The organism is Vibrio renipiscarius (assembly GCF_000827885.1).
In the GTDB taxonomy this organism is placed as follows: Bacteria; Pseudomonadota; Gammaproteobacteria; order Enterobacterales; family Vibrionaceae; genus Vibrio; species Vibrio renipiscarius.
On sequence record NZ_JTKH01000013.1, the window covers coordinates 47,687 to 65,210 of the forward strand.

Sequence of the window (17,524 nt, forward strand, 5' to 3'; positions counted from 1 at the left end):
GATATTGGCCCGCAGAGCTAAATGTATTCCAGACCGATTTAGGTCAATAAATAAAAACAGCATACAAAAAAGGCTTACTCCAATGGGGTAAGCCTTTTTTATGTTCTCACGGTTGCGCTATGGCTTTGGCGAGCGATTATTTTTCTGCGATTTTTGCTTCTAGATCAGAAAGTTTCTTTTCCATTTCAGTCAGCTTTTGGCGAGTACGCAGCAGCACTTGAGTTTGCACATCAAACTCTTCGCGGCTGACTACATCTAGCTTGTTTAGCTGACCTTGGATAACTTGACGAACTTTTTGGTCAACGTCTGAGCCTAGGTCTTTCACTGGCTGAGGCATTGAATCATGAATTTGTTTTGCGATTTGCTCTAATTTTTTTGGGTCAAACATGGGGTGAACACTCCTGTATCGTTGGTTTCATTTTATGTAATTGATACGCGAAAGTCGCCACTTTGATGGTAAAAAAAGCGAGTCTTTACCCGCAGTCGAATAACATGGTCGCTATTTAGGGCATAAAAAAGGCCACCGAAGTGGCCTATAAAACAGTGGTAAGTGCTCAGCTGCGGCTGCTAATTTCGCGGCATGCGGCTTTGGCTTCATCCACTCGAGCGAGTTTTTCGAGATCTTTATCTTCAACAAAGACCGGTAATGGTTTGTGCTGTTCTGCAAGGTAGCTATAAATAACCGGCAGTACGAACAGGGTAAACAAAGTACCAATCGCCAGACCGGCAACGATAACAATACCAATACTAAAGCGCTGCTCGGCACCCGCTCCGGATGCGTAGAGCAAGGGCACAAGACCTGCAATCATTGCCGCTGTCGTCATCAAGATAGGGCGTAGACGCACTTTTGCTGCCTCTTTTACCGCATCAATACGAGATAGCTTATTGTGCAGCTGCTCTTCCTTGGCAACTTCACAAATCAAGATACCGTGTTTGGTGATCAAACCCACTAAGGTGATTAACCCCACTTGCGAGTAGATATTCATCGTCGCGGTTCCCCATGCCAGAGCGATGAGTGCCCCACATATCGCCAACGGTACGGAAACCATGATAACGATTGGGTCTCGTATCGATTCGAACTGAATGGCCAATACCAAGAAGATGATCGCGAGCGCCAAACCAAAGGTCGCGTACAGCGCGCTTCCTTCTGTTACATACTGACGAGCTTCACCCATGTAATCATGGTTGTAGCCAGACGGTAGGCTATTTTGCGCCACATCTTCAAACCAATTGATGGCATCGCCCATCGCCACGCCAGGGGCAGGGACGGCGCCAATTGAAGCCGAATTCAATTGGTTGAAGTGAGGTAGAGCACGAGGGGCTGCAACCACATCAATGGTAATCAAGCTACCTAGAGGAATCGAATTACCATCTGCCGTTCTCAGATAGTAGTTGTTCATTGATTCAGGGTTTAGACGCCATTTACGCTCAACTTGAGGGATAACTTCGTATGAACGACCATTGAGGTCGATACGGTTTACGTAGCCATCGGCCATCATGGTACTTAAGGTGATACCGATATCTTGCATCGTCACACCGTAGGCACCGGCTTTGTCTTTATCGATACTGATTTTCATTGTGGCAGAGCCATAGTTCAAATCGAGATCAGAGTAGACAAATAATGGGCTTTTCATCACTTGCGTCAGAACATCGCTGGTAATGGTAAACAAACTTTCAAAGCTGTTTGGTGTGGTAATCACAAACTGAATGGGTAAGCCTGAACCGGCCCCTGGTAACTCGGGCATCTGGAATGCAGTGACGGCCATTCCCGGAACACTAGACACTAAATCGCCCACGCGCTTGGTCACTTCAGCTTGGCTCGCTTCACGTTGGCTCCACGGTTTCAGAGTTGCCAAACCAAATGCTTGGTTAGAATTGGGTACCCCAGTAAATACCTGAGCATATTCCACTTCAGGTTGGTCGGATAAGATTTTATTCACGTCGTTCATGGTATTTTGAATGTAATCCAAGTTGGCATTCGCTGGGGCGGTGCCCATTAATACCACGACGCCTTTATCCTCTGATGGGGCCAGTTCGCTTGGGATAAACGAAAACAGCACAGGCAAGACCGCAAACACGATAAACGCAAAGCCAATCACAACAGGACGATGCTTCATGACCGCGCTCAGCATGATGTCATAGCGATTGGTCATTCGTTCCAATATGCCATGCACTTTTTGCTCGAACTTGCTTGGTTTGTCGGTCGCCTTGAGCATCTTTGAACACATCATTGGCGAGAGCGTTAGTGCGATAATACCTGAGACGAATACCGCCCCTGCAAGGGTGAGTGCGAACTCTGAAAACAGTGCACCGGTAATCCCTCCCATTAAGGCGATTGGCGCGTATACCGCCCCTAGCGTCAATGTCATGGCGATAACGGGTACTGCGATTTCACGTGTGCCAATAATCGCCGCGCGAAATGGCGATTCGCCTTCTTTGATATGACGGTCGACGTTTTCTAGAACCACGATCGCATCATCGACCACCAGACCGATGGCCAATACCATCGCCAGTAGGGTCATCAAGTTCCAAGAAAAGCCCATGGCCTGCATGACCATTGCGACACCAATCAGAGAGAGTGGGATGGTCACAATCGGAATCACAACGGCACGGAACGAACCCAAGAAGAGTGTGATCACCACCAATACAATCAGCGCTGCTTCAAGAATGGTTTTGATTACCTCTTGAATCGATTCGTTGATTGCGACGGTAGAGTCGTACATCACGTTCATCTTGATGTTGCTTGGTAGGTTACGCTCAAGTTGAGGTAGCAAGGCAAGGACATCGGCGGCAATGTTGATTGGGTTGGCACTTGGCGCGGCATTGATAGCGGCGACTACCGCCTCTTGGCCGTTGGCACTGGCTCGATAAACATCGTGACTTTTCTCTAGCGTCACTTTAGCAATGTCGCCCAAACGGATCACATTACCTTGGCCTGTTTTCACCACCAGTGCTTTTAGTTCATCGACGTTTGATACTTGCGTATCGGCACTGCCGTTGTACAACACAAATTCACCGACAGCTTGACCCGTGGCGGATTGGTAGTTGTTGGCACTTAAGACGCCCATAACATCGGTTGCGGTGAGATCAAGCGCGCCCATTTTGTACGGATCAAGCCAAACACGCAGTGCGTATTTCATCCCGCCGTACATATCCACTTTTGACACCCCATTAACGGTGAACAATTGAGGATTAATCACACGCTCAAGGTAATCGGTAATCTGGCTCGAAGAGAGCTCATCACTGGTAAAGCCAATATAAAGTACCGCGGTTGTTGAACCGGTCGACATCGTAACGGTTGGGTCTTCCGCTTCTTTAGGAAGTTGAGATCGCACCGAGTTGGTTTTCGCCAAAATATCAGATAAGGCCGCATTGGGGTCGGTATTGAGCTTCATATTGACGGTGATCGTCGATTGGCCCAATACAGACGATGAGGTCATGTAATCAATATTGTCGGCTTGTGCGACGGCTTGCTCCAAAGGTTGGGTAATAAAACCTTGGATCAAGTCAGCACTGGCACCGTAATAACTGGTCGTTACCGTGACCACGGTATTTGTCATTTCAGGGTATTCGCGTACCTGCATCTTGAAGATTGCTTGAAGACCAAGCAAAGCAATCAAGAAGCTGATCGATACCGCTAAAACTGGACGTTTAATAAAAACATCAGTAAAGCGCATGAAGCCTCCGGTTACAGCATTGGTGTTTCTTTAGGTGGGGTCAGTGCCGTGTCTTCGACAATGCGTACCTTAGCGTGGTTACTAAGACGAACTTGACCCGATGTGACCACCATATCGCCAGGTTCGACACCCTCAAGAATATGAGCAATATCACCAGAACGTTCACCCACTTTCACCACTTGCTGCGTCACTCGCTGAACGCCATCTTCTTCTTTAATCAGATAGATATTGTCACCATAAAGCGTATAGGTAATCGCGGTTTGTGGCAGAGTGACCTGATCCGTAACTTTAGGCAGAATGATTTTGGCGCGGGCAAACATGCCACTACGTAACTTGCTGTCGCTGTTTGGAATATCAGCTTGGACTTGAATCAAACCACTTTGTACGGCTACCGCAGGTTCTATCGCCGTGATAGAGCCAGCAAATGGGCGCTCAGGGTAAGCATCAACAAAGATTTCAACCGTTTGACCTAGATTGATACGAGAGATATCGGTTTGCGGCACCGTGAAACGTAAACGCATCACACTGGTGTCTTCTAAGCGGACAATGTCACTACCGGTTTGGAGGTATTGCCCAAGGTAGACATTACGAATACCGACAACGCCGGCAAAGGGAGCGCGAATTTCACGACGATCGATGGAAGCTTTTAAACTTTCAACATCAGCAACAAGGGAGAAGTAGTTTGCCCCTGCTTCATCGAGGGCTTCTTTAGAGATGGAGCCTTTTTTGTAAAGGCCTTGGTAACGCTTGTATTTGGCTTTTGCGGCAGGCACTTTGGCTTCTGCACTTTTAAGATTCGCTTGCTCAACTTCCGAATCGAGCTCCACGAGCAGCTGCTCTTGCTCTACTGTGGTTCCGGAATCAAAACTGATCTTATCGATTATACCGCTGGTTTCATTGGCGAGGGTAACGCCCTGGTTGGGTTCAATAAAGCCGATGGCCTCAATCACGGGCACCCAGTCGACAGACTTCACGGTGACAGCGGTAATCGGGAATTCCGCTTCGGGTCGGTTCGCCATGTATTCGGCGATCTTTTGTTGTTTAAACAGATTGAAACCTATCACACTACCAAACAGTAGTATCGCAATAAGCAACATGAAGAAAGTCCACTTTTTCATTCTAATTGGAACTCCAAGTTAATGAGTAATTATTGCATCCCAACTGGCCTCGATAACGGCTTCGAGTTCGTCATCGTTCAGTTTATAAAATCCCAGCGCATTCTTTCTTGCAAGGGTCACGCTTGATTCAAAACTCAAAACAAACAACACCTGGTTATCCAGTTGTTTAAAGATGTTTTGCTTTTTACCTTCTAAAAACAAACGCTCTACTTGGTCAAACATTTTGCGCTCGAGTTCCCTTATTTGATGGTCATCAGATCGAGGAAGAGATTCATATTGGACTCGGCTACTTAGTGCATCTTTTTCAGAAGATGCGAGATTCCAAATGTTTAGCCACATAGTCCGGAAGGCCGTTTTGAGCGGCATATCGTCCGTTACGCCATGTTGAATGACTGTGGCTATACGTTTGGCTACGTGAAGTCGAACTTCATTAAGTAATTGTTCTTTATCTGAAAAATATCGATAAATTGTCCCTGTTGCTACGCCAGCAGCGGTCGCGACTTTTTGCATCGATAAACAATGAAAGCCGGAGTCAGCAATGAGCTTTTCAGCAGCAATCAAAATTTGTGAGTGTTTACCGACCGAGATTTTTCTAGACATTTTCCTATCACTAATGAATGAACGTTCATTCATTATTAAGCCAAAGTCATTGGAATATTGCAATAAGTATGGCCTTAATTACGGAAAAATCCTGTCAATCCAATGATTTTTCTTTGATTGGACGGCCTTTTTTTGGCCAACCATTAATCATGGTAATAACGAAGTTGCACTATTATTATAAGCGGCAATATTTTTTCGAAATGAGACCCCCATGAAGCTGAACCCCGGACAAGAACAAGCGGTGAAGTATGTATCAGGCCCATGCCTCGTGCTTGCTGGCGCAGGCTCAGGTAAAACGCGTGTAATCACCAATAAAATCGCTTATTTGGTTCAGCAATGTGGCTATAAAGCACGCAATATCGCTGCGGTGACCTTTACCAATAAAGCTGCTCGTGAAATGAAAGAGCGAGTGGGGCAGACCTTAGGAAAGCAAGAGTCAAAAGGCTTAATGGTGTCGACCTTCCATACCTTGGGCCTCAACATCATTAAGCGAGAACATAAACATTTAGGGCTTAAATCTGGCTTTTCTTTGTTTGATGATCAAGACCAATTGGCGTTGTTAAAGGAGCTGACAGAAACGCAATTGGATGGCGATAAAGATTTGCTACGTCAGTTGCTCAGCGCGATTTCCAATTGGAAAAACGACATGTTGACGCCCGATCAGGCCAAGGCGTATGCACAAGGTGAGCAACAACAGTTGTTTGCATTTTGTTTTGAGATGTATCAGAAACAGATGCGCGCCTACAACGCACTCGACTTTGATGATTTGATTGCGCTACCAGTATTGTTACTGCGTACCAATGAAGAGGTTCGAACGCGCTGGCAGAACCGCATTCGTTACCTGCTGGTGGATGAATACCAAGATACCAACACCAGTCAGTATGAGTTAGTGCGCTTGCTGGTAGGGCAGCGTGAACGCTTAACCGTGGTGGGCGATGATGACCAATCTATTTATTCATGGCGTGGTGCTAAACCCCAAAACTTAGTGCTGCTTGGCCAAGACTACCCGAACTTAAAGCTCATCAAGTTGGAGCAGAACTACCGTTCAACCAACCGTATCTTGCGTTGCGCCAATATCTTGATCGCCAACAACCCGCACGTCTATGAAAAATCGCTCTTTTCGACGCTGCCTGATGGGGAAAAGCTCAAAGTATTATTGGCCAAAAATGAAGATCATGAGGCTGAGCGCGTCACGGGTGAAATTATCGCGCACAAGTTTCTTAATCGAACTCATTACCGTGATTATGCGATTTTGTATCGTGGTAACCATCAGTCGCGCTTAATTGAAAAGTCGCTGATGCAAAACCGTGTACCTTATAAGTTATCTGGCGGTACGTCGTTTTTTGCCCGTGCAGAAATCAAAGACATGATGGCTTACTTGAAAGTCTTAGTGAACCCAGATGATGATAATGCCTTCTTACGCATCGTGAATACGCCTAAGCGAGAGATTGGCCCCGTTACGCTAGAGAAGCTGGGCAGCTACGCGAATATGCGTGGGAAGAGCCTATTTGATGCCAGTTTTGAAATGGGATTGGAGCAGCATTTAACCGGTCGTGGCTTAGAGAATCTACAGCGATTTACGGCTTGGTTGGTGAAAATCGGCGATCAAGCGGAACGTGGCGATACAGTAGAAGCGGTACGTTCGTTGGTGCGTGATATCCATTATGAAGATTGGCTCTATGAGACTTCCGCAAGCCCGAAAGCGGCAGAAATGCGGATGAAGAACGTCTCGGATCTGTATTCTTGGATTGTGGCCGATTTAGAAGGCGATAATTATGACCAAGAAGAGAAGACGCTGAAAGAAGTGGTTCAGCGCTTAACGCTACGTGACATGATGGAGCGTAACGAGGAAGAGGAAGACAGTGATGCGGTGCAATTGATGACACTGCATGCTTCTAAAGGCTTGGAGTTCCCTTATGTGTATCTATTGGGCTCGGAAGAGGGCATCTTGCCGCACCAAACCAGCATTGATGAAGATAATGTCGAGGAAGAGCGTCGTTTGATGTACGTGGGCATTACACGTGCGCAGAAAGAACTGACGTTCACTATGTGTCGCGAGCGTCGTCAGTACGGTGAGTTGCTTAAACCGACACAGAGTCGATTCCTCGATGAGTTGCCGTTTGATGACGTCGAGTGGGAGCAAACGAAGAAGCCGGTAACTCAAGAAGAGCGAATGGCCAAAGGGCAGGCGCATATTGCGAACCTTCGGTCGATGTTCAATAAGAAGTAGCGGTCAACATGACTTGATCCCGTGATTTAAGGGGATAAACGACAAAAGGCTTGGTGTTGACCAAGCCTTTTTGTTGCGCGCTTTTTTACAGGCCGTCTGTCATGTGTTTGATTGCGGCAATGATCTCATCATCAGAACAATCCATACAGGCCCCTTTAGCGGGCATCGCGTTGAAACCATTGATGGCATGATCATTGAGCACCGCCTCGCCCTGAGCGATTCGTGGCGCCCAGTCTGCCGCATCACCAATCTTAGGCGCGCCACTCACGCCTGTCGCATGACAAGCGATACAGAAGGTGCCATACACCGTTGCGCCATCGCGTGGGCCTGTGGGCTCTGCCGCAATAGGCTCGCTGCCGGCGAGGTAGATATTACCCACAGGTTTGATCCTTTCGGCGATTGCATCGTATTCTTCTTGGCTAACGCTCGCGGCAAAAGAGGCACTAGAAAAGGCAATTGCGGCGATCAGAGCGGTTAAGATTTTTTGAGACATATCCATTAAACTCACTGTTCATCCTGAGGGTAAGTTCATGCTTACCTAATTTTTAGGGTGTATATTTGATCTAAGCGACTTTGCTCTGTTAAATCAATGTAAACAGTAGGTGATTATATCCCGAGAAGTTGTTGCAATAAACAATAACTTCTTAGCGACAGGGGGTACATCACACGTCGGATTGCTTTTTAATTAGTCAGCGCTGTTGAAAAAGGCAGCAAACGATAAAAAAAGTAAAAAAAGTACTAGACGCAATAGTGTGATATCCGTATTATTCCTCTCCGCCGATAGGGCATGCGCCCGTAGCTCAGCTGGATAGAGCGTTGGCCTCCGGAGCCAAAGGTCGAAGGTTCGAATCCTTTCGGGCGTACCATGTGCCTCGGAAGTATTATCGGTGAAAAAACAGTGGTGGCTATAGCTCAGTTGGTAGAGTCCCGGATTGTGATTCCGGTTGTCGCGAGTTCAAGCCTCGTTAGCCACCCCATTATTCAGGTAGCTTTTGCTCCCTTTCTTGATGAAAATCGAGAAGAAACTTAAGTCGGTGAATAGCGCAGCTTGGTAGCGCATCTGGTTTGGGACCAGAGGGTCGGGGGTTCGAATCCCTCTTCACCGACCACTATTTAGTTTTTTGCATATTGTTGCATTAAACACACAAATTGTGGTGGCTATAGCTCAGTTGGTAGAGTCCCGGATTGTGATTCCGGTTGTCGCGAGTTCAAGCCTCGTTAGCCACCCCATTATTTAGGTAGCTTTGCTCCCTTTCTTAATGAAAGTTAAGATAAAACCTTGTCGGTGAATAGCGCAGCTTGGTAGCGCATCTGGTTTGGGACCAGAGGGTCGGGGGTTCGAATCCCTCTTCACCGACCACTATACGAAGCCCTAGTCGAAAGACTAGGGCTTTTTTACGTCTGTGCTTTAGTCATTTCCGTATTCATACTGCCCAACAGGGTGCGAGTTTATACAAGCCGTATCGTCGCACTTATCACCGCTTATCCTTTTTCTATTGTTCTTATCGATGTCTTTATCTGTGCTGCCTTGATCTTCTATCACTGTGGCTGATCACTATCGTTTGTCGACGGTTCACATTCTTCGCTTTATTTCTCCTGTCGTTATTGTTCCCCCTAATGTTTTAAGCCATGCAGCAAAACTGACGGTTTTCATCAGATTCAGTTAGGCCATAAAAATAGAATTAAAGGTTGAGTGGTGCTAGTTGTGTGAAGTTAATCACTGCCTATGCAGCCTCAAGTTGGTTCTAAATTTCACTAGATAACTGAGATGGCAGCGTGATGTGTTTTTTTTGTTAATAAAGACTAATTCACTAAATTGATTGATTATGCGCAGAGATTTTAAGGTCATTTAGATAATAATCACTAGATTGCCAGTAATAGCAGTAAACACTGGTAATTTATTATGGGTTTTCCTTATCAATAATTGTATTTTTATGCATTATTACTTTTATTAGTTGCTTAAAATATGCGCAAAACTAAATTTTTCCACTGTAAATGTTGCTTTCGTGTGAATTATTTGCCAAATTGAACAGCTAATAAATATCAGAACGATATTCTGGTAAATGAATGGATTCAGTTTTTCAGACAGGGCAGAAAGCTGTCAAAGCAGTAGAGGTCTGGTAATGTCACTTTTAGAAGTAAAAAACCTGCGTATTGAGTACCCATCGCGTCATGGTGTTCATGCTGCGGTTAAATCGCTGTCGTTTAATATTGAACGTGGCGAAATCGTCGGTGTCGTAGGCGAATCAGGTGCGGGTAAATCGACAGTAGGCAATGCCGTTATCGATCTACTTAGTCCTCCGGGCACGATCGCTGATGGTGAAGTGTTCCTCGAAGGCGAAAAAATCTCAGGATTAACACCACAGCAAATGCGCCGAGTCCGAGGCTCCAAAATCGGTTTTATCTTTCAAGATCCGATGACCTCACTCAATCCACTTTTTACCGTTGAGCAGCAAATCAAAGAAACCATTCATGCCAATATGAAGGTTTCTGATGACGAAGCGTATCAGCGCGCCCTTAACTTAATGAACCAAGTGGGTATCCCACAGCCTGAAAACCGTCTTAAACAGTATCCGCACCAGTTTTCAGGGGGCATGCGCCAACGTGTGGTGATTGCGATTGCCCTTGCTGGTGAGCCTGATCTGATTATTGCGGATGAGCCGACAACCGCTTTGGATGTGTCTATCCAAGACCAAATTCTGACGTTGATTCGTGACTTATGCATTAAGAACAATGTGGGTTGTATGTTGGTTACGCATGACATGGGCGTGGTCTCTAACGTGACCGACCGTGTGGCGGTGATGTATCGAGGTGATTTAGTCGAGTTTGGTCCAACGGCCAAAGTCTTGGGCGATCCGGATCACTCTTATACCCGTAGCTTAATTTCAGCCGTGCCTCGTTCAGACATGAAATTGGATCGTTTCCCTCTTGTCAGCTACATCGAAGAGGCATCTGAGCTTAAACCGCTCGATATTAAAAATCACTGGCTAGGCCAAAGCCAAGACCAAAGAGATTACCGCGGCGCACTGCTGGAAGTAGAAAACGTCAATCTGCGCTTTATTACCAAGGATTCTTTATTCGAAAGCCGCCGTGAATACGTGCAGGCATCCAATAATGTCAGCTTCGAGGTAAAAGAAGGCGAAACATTTGGTCTGGTGGGGGAATCCGGTTCTGGTAAGTCGACGATTGCTCGCGTGATCGCCGGTCTTTATACGCCCAATTCAGGACGTGTCACGTTTGAAGGGATTGATCTGACCTCATTGCGTTCTGAGAAAGAGCGCCGCCCAATTCGTCGTCAAATGCAGATGGTTTTTCAAAACCCATACACATCGATGAATCCACGCATGAAAGTGTTCGATATTATCGCCGAGCCGATTCGTTTCCATAAACTCACGCGCAATGAAACAGAAACGCGACAGATCGTTAACGATCTTTTGGATCATGTAGGTTTGGGCATCATGGCCGGTGTGAAGTACCCACATGAATTTTCTGGCGGCCAACGCCAGCGCATTTCAATTGCGCGCGCATTGGCAACACGACCTCGTTTATTGATTTGTGATGAGCCGACCTCGGCCTTGGATGTCTCGGTACAGGCGCAAATTCTTAATCTGCTGAAAGATCTTCAGAGTGAGTTGAATCTCACCATGTTGTTCATCAGTCACGATTTGCCGGTGATTCGTCAAATGTGTGACCGAGTGGGAGTGATGCAAATGGGGACGCTATTGGAAGTCGCCCCAACGGAGCAGTTATTTACCCAGCCTCAGCACGCTTACAGCCAACAATTGATTTCATTAATGCCGGAATTTACGGGCTTGAGAGAAGAAGTAAAAACGGCACAAACCATCGATAGTAAAGCCATCGCTTAGCTATCAAACATCATAGATGCAATCACAATAACCAGGGATTGGATTCCCGCATAAGGAGTTATGCAATGAAAACCATGAAAAGCAAATTAGCAGTGGCGCTAATGGCAGCAGGTTTAAGTTTTAATGCAATGGCGGCAGACATCAAAGTTGGCTACGCCGCTGATCCAGTATCGTTAGACCCGCATGAGCAGCTATCAGGCGGCACACTGCAAATGTCACACATGGTCTTTGATCCACTTGTTCGTTTTACTCAAGAAATGGATTTTGAGCCGCGTCTTGCTCAAAGTTGGGAGCGCATTGATGACAAAACCATGCGTTTCAAACTGCGTGAAGGGGTGAAGTTCCATTCTGGTAACGCCCTGACCGCAGATGATGTGGTTTGGACATTTGACCGTCTACAAAACTCGCCAGATTTTAAAGCGATCTTCAACCCGTACGAGAAGATTGTGAAAGTGGATGATTACACGTTTGACCTTGTCACCAAAGGTCCGTACCCACTGGTTCTACAAACGGCGACGTACATTTTCCCTATGGACAGCAAGTTTTACTCAGGTGACACCGCCGATGGTAAAGACAAGTCGGAAGTGGTGAAGCACGGTAACTCATTTGCGTCGACCAATGTTTCAGGTACAGGTCCGTTCATCGTGACAGAGCGTGAGCAAGGCGTAAAAGTCGAATTTGAACGCTTTAATGATTACTGGGATACCGCATCAAAAGGCAACGTGGATAAGTTAACGCTTGTGCCAATCAAAGAAGACGCAACACGCGTGGCAGCCTTGCTTTCTGGTGGTGTGGATATGATTCACCCAGTGGCGCCAAACGACCATAAACGAGTACAAGAAGCGGAAGGCATTGATTTAGTCACACTGCCTGGTACGCGCATTATCTCGTTCCAATTGAATCAAAATAGTAACGAAGCGCTAAAAGATGTGCGTGTGCGTCAGGCGATTGTGCATGCGATCAACAACGAAGGCATCGTGAAAAAAATCATGAAAGGCTTTGCCACGGCTGCGGGTCAACAAAGCCCGGCGGGTTATGTCGGCCATGATGAAGCGTTGGTTCCACGTTACGATCTGAAAAAAGCCAAGCAACTGATGAAAGAAGCGGGTTACGAAGACGGTTTTGCGTTGAGCATGATTGCACCGAATAACCGTTACGTGAACGATGCGAAAGTCGCGCAAGCAACGGCGGCAATGTTGTCGAAAATCGGCATCAAAGTTGACCTGAAGACCATGCCAAAAGCGCAATACTGGCCTGAGTTTGATTTGTGTGCAGCAGACATGCTGATGATCGGTTGGCACTCAGATACCGAAGATTCGGCGAACCTAACCGAATTCCTAACCATGACGCGTAATGCAGAAACGGGTAAAGGCCAATACAACTGTGGCTACTACTCAAACCCTGAAATGGATGCAGTCGTCGAAGCGGCTAACGTAGAAACCGATCCTGCGAAGCGCTCAGCAATGCTAAAAGGTGTAGAAGCGACGTTGTATAACGATGCTGCGTTTGTGCCGCTGCATTGGCAAAGTGAAGCGTGGGGCGCAAAATCTAACGTGAAAGCGGCAGATATCGTCAACCCAATGGTAATGCCTTACTTTGGCGACTTAGTGGTTGAATAATCACGATCTGTAGTCATAAGGAGAGCGCAATGCTCTCCTTAATAAGCCTGTTCATGCTGATCAGGCTCGACATGCACTCAATTTTATTTCAGTCGGATTGAGTCGTTTTTAAGGCTGAATGTTTACTCTGATTTGTCGTTCAGTTTGAACGTCGATGAGAGAACTATGGATAGTTAAGGGGCAAGGAATGTTTTCGTTTCTGGTCAAGCGCCTGTATCAGGCACTGATAGTGATGTTTGTGATCAGTTTGGTGGCGTTTGCCATTCAGGATAATCTGGGTGATCCGCTGCGTGAGCTTGTTGGTCAGTCAGTTTCAGAAGCGGAGCGCCAAGCGCTGCGTGATGAATTAGGCCTAAACGATCCCTTTATCACAAAATACACTCGCTTTGTCAGCAATGCGCTGCAAGGGGATTTAGGTACATCTTACTTTTTCAAGCGACCAGCGGTTGATGTCATTCTAGACAAGCTGGTGGCCACCTTGGAATTGGTGTTTGGCGCGACGCTGATCATCATTTCGTTATCGATCCCGCTCGGGGTTTACTCTGCGATTCACCCTAAGAGTATTTTCACCAAATTTATTATGGCAATGAGTAGCGTCGGCATCTCGATTCCGGTGTTCTTAACCGCCATCATGTTGATGTATGTCTTTTCGATTGAGCTTGGCTGGTTGCCGTCTTATGGGCGAGGAGACACCGTTAATCTTTTGGGTTGGGAGTCAGGCTTTTTCACCATTGATGGTCTGAAGCATCTCATCTTGCCATGTATTGCCTTGGCTTCAATTATGTTGCCGTTGTTTATTCGCTTGGTTCGTTCAGAAATGCTGGAAGTGTTGAGCTCTGAATACATCAAGTTTGCTAAGGCTAAGGGCCTTAACTTGAATAAAATCTATTACCAACATGCGTTGAAAAATACCATGCTACCAGTACTTACCGTCGGTGGGGTACAAATTGGCACCATGGTGGCGTACACCATTTTGACGGAAACGGTTTTCCAATGGCCGGGTACGGGCTTTCTTTTCCTTGAAGCGATTAACCGTGTTGATACGCCTTTAATTACCGCCTATGTCATCTTTGTGGGTTTGATTTTTGTGGTCACCAATACCATCGTTGATTTGCTTTACGGCATCATCAACCCAACGGTGAATCTGACTGGAAAAGGAGCTTAGTCATGAGTCAAAGTAATGTTTCTGCGGCTCCTTCGGCTGAGCCGTCGGTGTGGCAACGTTTTAAAAATTCCGACTTTTTGTATTACTTTAAACGCGATAAAGTCGCGATGGCGAGTTTTACCGTCTTCATGATGTTCTTGGTGTTGGCCTTGGCCGCGCCGATTTTGGCGCCAACCGATCCTTATGATTTGACCTCGATTGATATCATGGATTCGGAATTGCCACCGTCATGGATGGAAGGTGGAGAAGAGCATTTTGTCTTGGGTACGGATGAGCAAGGCCGTGATATTTTATCGACCATTCTCTACGGCTCACGCCTCTCGCTTACCATTGGCTTTTTAGCCGTTGGCCTACAGTTGTTCTTAGGCATTATCATTGGTTTGTCCGCCGGTTATTTTGGTGGTCGCGTGGATAGCTTCTTGATGCGTTTCGCGGATGTGCAGTTGTCATTTTCGACCATGATGGTGGCAATCATTGTCTCGGCCATTTTCAAAGCCAGTTTTGGTAGCGATTTTTACAATCAATACGCCGTGGTCATGCTGGTGGTAATCATCGGGGTTGCAGAATGGCCGCAGTATGCGCGTACTATTCGTGCGTCGGTATTGGCTGAAAAGAAGAAAGAGTACGTCGAAGCGGCGCGCGTGATGGGCTTTAAAGCCCCTCGCATTATGTTTCGTCATATTCTGCCAAACTGTTTGTCTCCGATTTTGGTTATCTCTACCGTACAAGTGGCAAATGCCATTATGTCGGAAGCCGCGCTGTCGTTCCTTGGTTTAGGCTTACCGGTTGACCAACCATCATTGGGTGCACTGATCAGCATTGGCTTTAACTACATCTTTTCTGGTGCATGGTGGATTACCGCCTTCCCGGGCATTGTTTTGGTTACCTTGGTGTTGGTGATTAACTTGCTGGGTGACTGGCTGCGAGATGTGTTTAACCCGAAAATCTATAAAGGCTAAATCCCGTTTACGGAATTTATTGCTACTAAGCCGCGAACTGTCGCGGCTTTTTTTTCGCCTATGCTTAAATTTGCAAACTCTGTTTGTGCCAACTCGTTTCGAAATTTGCCTTTATTTAGTGTTTGATAGGGGACTTCATAATAGTGATGAATGTTTTTGCTTGTATTAGTCGCAGTGAAAATACAACGATGAATGACAAAAGTAGGTGAAGAGTGAAGCCAGGTAAAACAGGGTTTAGTCGTATTGCGGATGCGGCAGGGTATTCGGTTCAGGGGTTAAAAGCGGCTTGGCATAATGAGGCGGCATTTCGTCAAGAAAGTGTCTTATTCGTTATTGCGATTTTGATTGCTTTTTTTCTGCCGATAGACACCGTTGAAAAGATATTACTGGTGGGCAGTGTGGCCATCGTTGTGATTGTGGAATTGCTTAATTCGGCGATTGAGGCGGTCGTGGATAGAATCGGTTCGGACTGGCATGAACTGAGTGGACGAGCCAAAGACATGGGTTCTGCTGCGGTGTTTGTTGCTTTGCTATTGGCGGCGTTTACCTGGATCTCTATCTTAGGAGGGTTGCTGTGAACACTCTCTTCTCTCATCGTTTAGCGGAGCTCTTCCGCATTAAAGCGAGCTATGCCCGCTTCACCGTGATAGTGGCATTGTATTTTGCTGTTGTCCTCAATTTGCCTATCTATAAAGAGCTGCATCATATTTTTGCTCAAATGGAGAGCGTAAAACTGGGTTTTATGCTGACCATTCCCTTGTTTTTCTGGGCGGCTCTTACGGTGATTTTTAATCTGTTGAGTTGGCCTTATTTGACCAAGCCTTTTTTTATCATCTTGCTGATGTGTTCAGCTTTGGTGAGCTATGCGGGGTTCAATTACGGTACGATTTTTGATGCCGATATGATGACCAATATTATGCAAACCGACAGCAGTGAAGCGAGCTCATACTTGAGTGTTTACTCAGTCACCTGGTTCGTCTTACTTGGTATTTTACCGTCCATTTTTGTGGCCAGCGTTTCCTTTCAATCCGAGTCATTACTGACGTTGATCGCGAAAAAATTACTGTCAATTACGGTTGCGATGGTGGTCATTGTGGCGATCGCGGGCGTCTATTATCAAGATTACGCCTCAGTCGGGCGTAACAACAGTTATCTAAAAAAAGAGATCGTGCCGACTCAGTTTGTTTACAGTGTGGGGAAGTATGTTAAGCGCACCTATTTTACCACGCCAGTGCCTTATCAAACGTTGGGCGTGGATGCGCAGCAGTCACCGCAAGCATTGAACATGGCGAAGACCAAGCCAACATTAATGGTGCTGGTGGTCGGAGAAACGGCACGATCACAAAATTATCAGTTGAATGGCTATCCACGTCAAACCAATCCATTTACGGCTAAATTGGATGTAATTTCTTATCAAGGCGTGCGTTCGTGCGGCACGGCGACGGCGGTTTCTTTGCCGTGTATGTTTTCGAACCTGACTCATGATAATTACGATCATGATATTGCCAATAACCAAGACAACGTGATTGATATTCTTAAGCGTGCAGGTGTTGCGATGGTTTGGGAGGACGATGATGGCGGCGATAAAGGCGTCGCGAAGCACATTGAAAAACAAATGATGAACCGGACACGCGTCGATCAAACGTGCGATGGGAGTACGTGTTACGACATGGTCTTGCTGGAAGATTTTGCAAAAAATATTGATAAGCAATCGGGGAATCGCCTGCTGGCCATGCACTTGATCGGCAGTCATGGGCCAACGTATTACAAACGATACCCGCAAGAGATGGCCGAGTTTCAACCTGACTGCCCGCGAGCGGATATTGAAAATTGTACCAATGAGCAGATCGTCAATAGTTACGACAACAGTATTCGTTATACCGACTATGTACTGAGCCAAATTATTGAACGGCTAACGGGGTTAGAGGATAAGTACAATACGGCGCTTATTTACCTTTCGGATCATGGTGAGTCATTAGGTGAAGACGGCCTCTATTTGCATGGCGCCCCCTATGCTCTTGCACCCGATTATCAAACGACGGTGCCCCTAATTGTGTGGATGTCGCCAGGCTTCAAGCAATCTAAACACGTCAATTATGATTGCCTAAAACAAGAAGCGAAAAAATCTGATCGTTATTCCCATGATAATTTGTTCCATTCATTGCTGGGTATTATGGATGTTGAAACGCAAGTTTATCAGCCAGAACTGGATTTATTTTCGCTTTGTCGGCAACCTATCCGGTAAAGAAAGCCTGAAAGGGTGATCGATAGCTAAGATCTATAGAGAACA

The 17,524-nt window shown here is 46.3% G+C and carries 12 protein-coding genes and 5 tRNA genes; 12 read left to right on the top strand and 5 right to left on the bottom strand.

Annotated features, from left to right (window positions below):
• Positions 1-136: 136 nt before the first annotated feature.
• From ubiK to OJ16_RS09500, 4 genes are all read right to left on the bottom strand, one after another.
• Complete coding sequence (gene ubiK / locus OJ16_RS09485) at positions 137-388, bottom strand: ubiquinone biosynthesis accessory factor UbiK (protein ID WP_040989789.1); 252 nt, start codon at positions 386-388, stop codon at positions 137-139.
• 166 nt (positions 389-554) lie between these two features.
• Complete coding sequence (locus OJ16_RS09490) at positions 555-3,677, bottom strand: multidrug efflux RND transporter permease subunit (RefSeq protein WP_040989791.1); 3,123 nt, start codon at positions 3,675-3,677, stop codon at positions 555-557.
• A gap of 11 nt (positions 3,678-3,688) precedes the next feature.
• Positions 3,689-4,795 (bottom strand): efflux RND transporter periplasmic adaptor subunit, encoded by a 1,107-nt coding sequence (locus OJ16_RS09495; protein WP_040989793.1) that lies wholly within the window; start codon positions 4,793-4,795, stop codon positions 3,689-3,691.
• A gap of 18 nt (positions 4,796-4,813) precedes the next feature.
• Positions 4,814-5,395 carry a TetR/AcrR family transcriptional regulator gene (locus OJ16_RS09500; RefSeq protein ID WP_040989795.1) on the bottom strand — a complete coding sequence of 194 codons (582 nt, stop codon included), beginning with the start codon at positions 5,393-5,395 and terminating at the stop codon, positions 4,814-4,816.
• 211 nt (positions 5,396-5,606) lie between these two features.
• Here OJ16_RS09500 and rep point away from each other — a divergent pair, with 211 nt between their 5' ends.
• Positions 5,607-7,625, top strand: a complete 2,019-nt coding sequence (gene rep / locus OJ16_RS09505) for a DNA helicase Rep (RefSeq protein WP_040989798.1) — start codon at positions 5,607-5,609, stop codon at positions 7,623-7,625.
• An 85-nt stretch (positions 7,626-7,710) separates the two neighbouring features.
• On the opposite strand, the gene OJ16_RS09510 is transcribed toward rep, so the two are convergent.
• Positions 7,711-8,124, bottom strand: coding sequence for a c-type cytochrome (locus tag OJ16_RS09510; protein ID WP_040989799.1), 414 nt, complete (start codon positions 8,122-8,124; stop codon positions 7,711-7,713).
• A gap of 290 nt (positions 8,125-8,414) precedes the next feature.
• On the opposite strand from OJ16_RS09510, the gene OJ16_RS09515 reads away from it, so the two are divergent.
• The 11 genes from OJ16_RS09515 to OJ16_RS09565 all read left to right on the top strand — a co-directional run bounded on the left by OJ16_RS09515 (position 8,415) and on the right by OJ16_RS09565 (position 17,479).
• Positions 8,415-8,491, top strand: a tRNA-Arg gene (locus tag OJ16_RS09515).
• A gap of 35 nt (positions 8,492-8,526) precedes the next feature.
• Positions 8,527-8,602 (top strand) — tRNA-His (locus OJ16_RS09520).
• Between the two features lie 55 nt (positions 8,603-8,657).
• Positions 8,658-8,734: transfer RNA gene (locus OJ16_RS09525), tRNA-Pro, on the top strand.
• Positions 8,735-8,779: 45 nt separating this feature from the next.
• Positions 8,780-8,855 (top strand) — tRNA-His (locus tag OJ16_RS09530).
• A 53-nt stretch (positions 8,856-8,908) separates the two neighbouring features.
• Positions 8,909-8,985: transfer RNA gene (locus OJ16_RS09535), tRNA-Pro, on the top strand.
• 763 nt (positions 8,986-9,748) lie between these two features.
• Complete coding sequence (locus tag OJ16_RS09540; protein ID WP_040989801.1) at positions 9,749-11,491, top strand: dipeptide ABC transporter ATP-binding protein; 1,743 nt, start codon at positions 9,749-9,751, stop codon at positions 11,489-11,491.
• 65 nt (positions 11,492-11,556) lie between these two features.
• Positions 11,557-13,110 (top strand): ABC transporter substrate-binding protein, encoded by a 1,554-nt coding sequence (locus tag OJ16_RS09545; protein WP_040989803.1) that lies wholly within the window; start codon positions 11,557-11,559, stop codon positions 13,108-13,110.
• Positions 13,111-13,297: 187 nt separating this feature from the next.
• Complete coding sequence (locus tag OJ16_RS09550; protein WP_040989805.1) at positions 13,298-14,275, top strand: ABC transporter permease; 978 nt, start codon at positions 13,298-13,300, stop codon at positions 14,273-14,275.
• A gap of 2 nt (positions 14,276-14,277) precedes the next feature.
• Positions 14,278-15,234 (top strand): ABC transporter permease, encoded by a 957-nt coding sequence (locus tag OJ16_RS09555; protein WP_040989807.1) that lies wholly within the window; start codon positions 14,278-14,280, stop codon positions 15,232-15,234.
• Positions 15,235-15,446: 212 nt separating this feature from the next.
• Positions 15,447-15,812, top strand: coding sequence for a diacylglycerol kinase (locus tag OJ16_RS09560; RefSeq protein ID WP_040989809.1), 366 nt, complete (start codon positions 15,447-15,449; stop codon positions 15,810-15,812).
• Positions 15,809-17,479, top strand: coding sequence for a phosphoethanolamine transferase (locus tag OJ16_RS09565; RefSeq protein WP_040989812.1), 1,671 nt, complete (start codon positions 15,809-15,811; stop codon positions 17,477-17,479). The genes OJ16_RS09560 and OJ16_RS09565 overlap by 4 nt, the downstream gene beginning before the upstream one ends.
• Positions 17,480-17,524 lie beyond the last annotated feature (45 nt).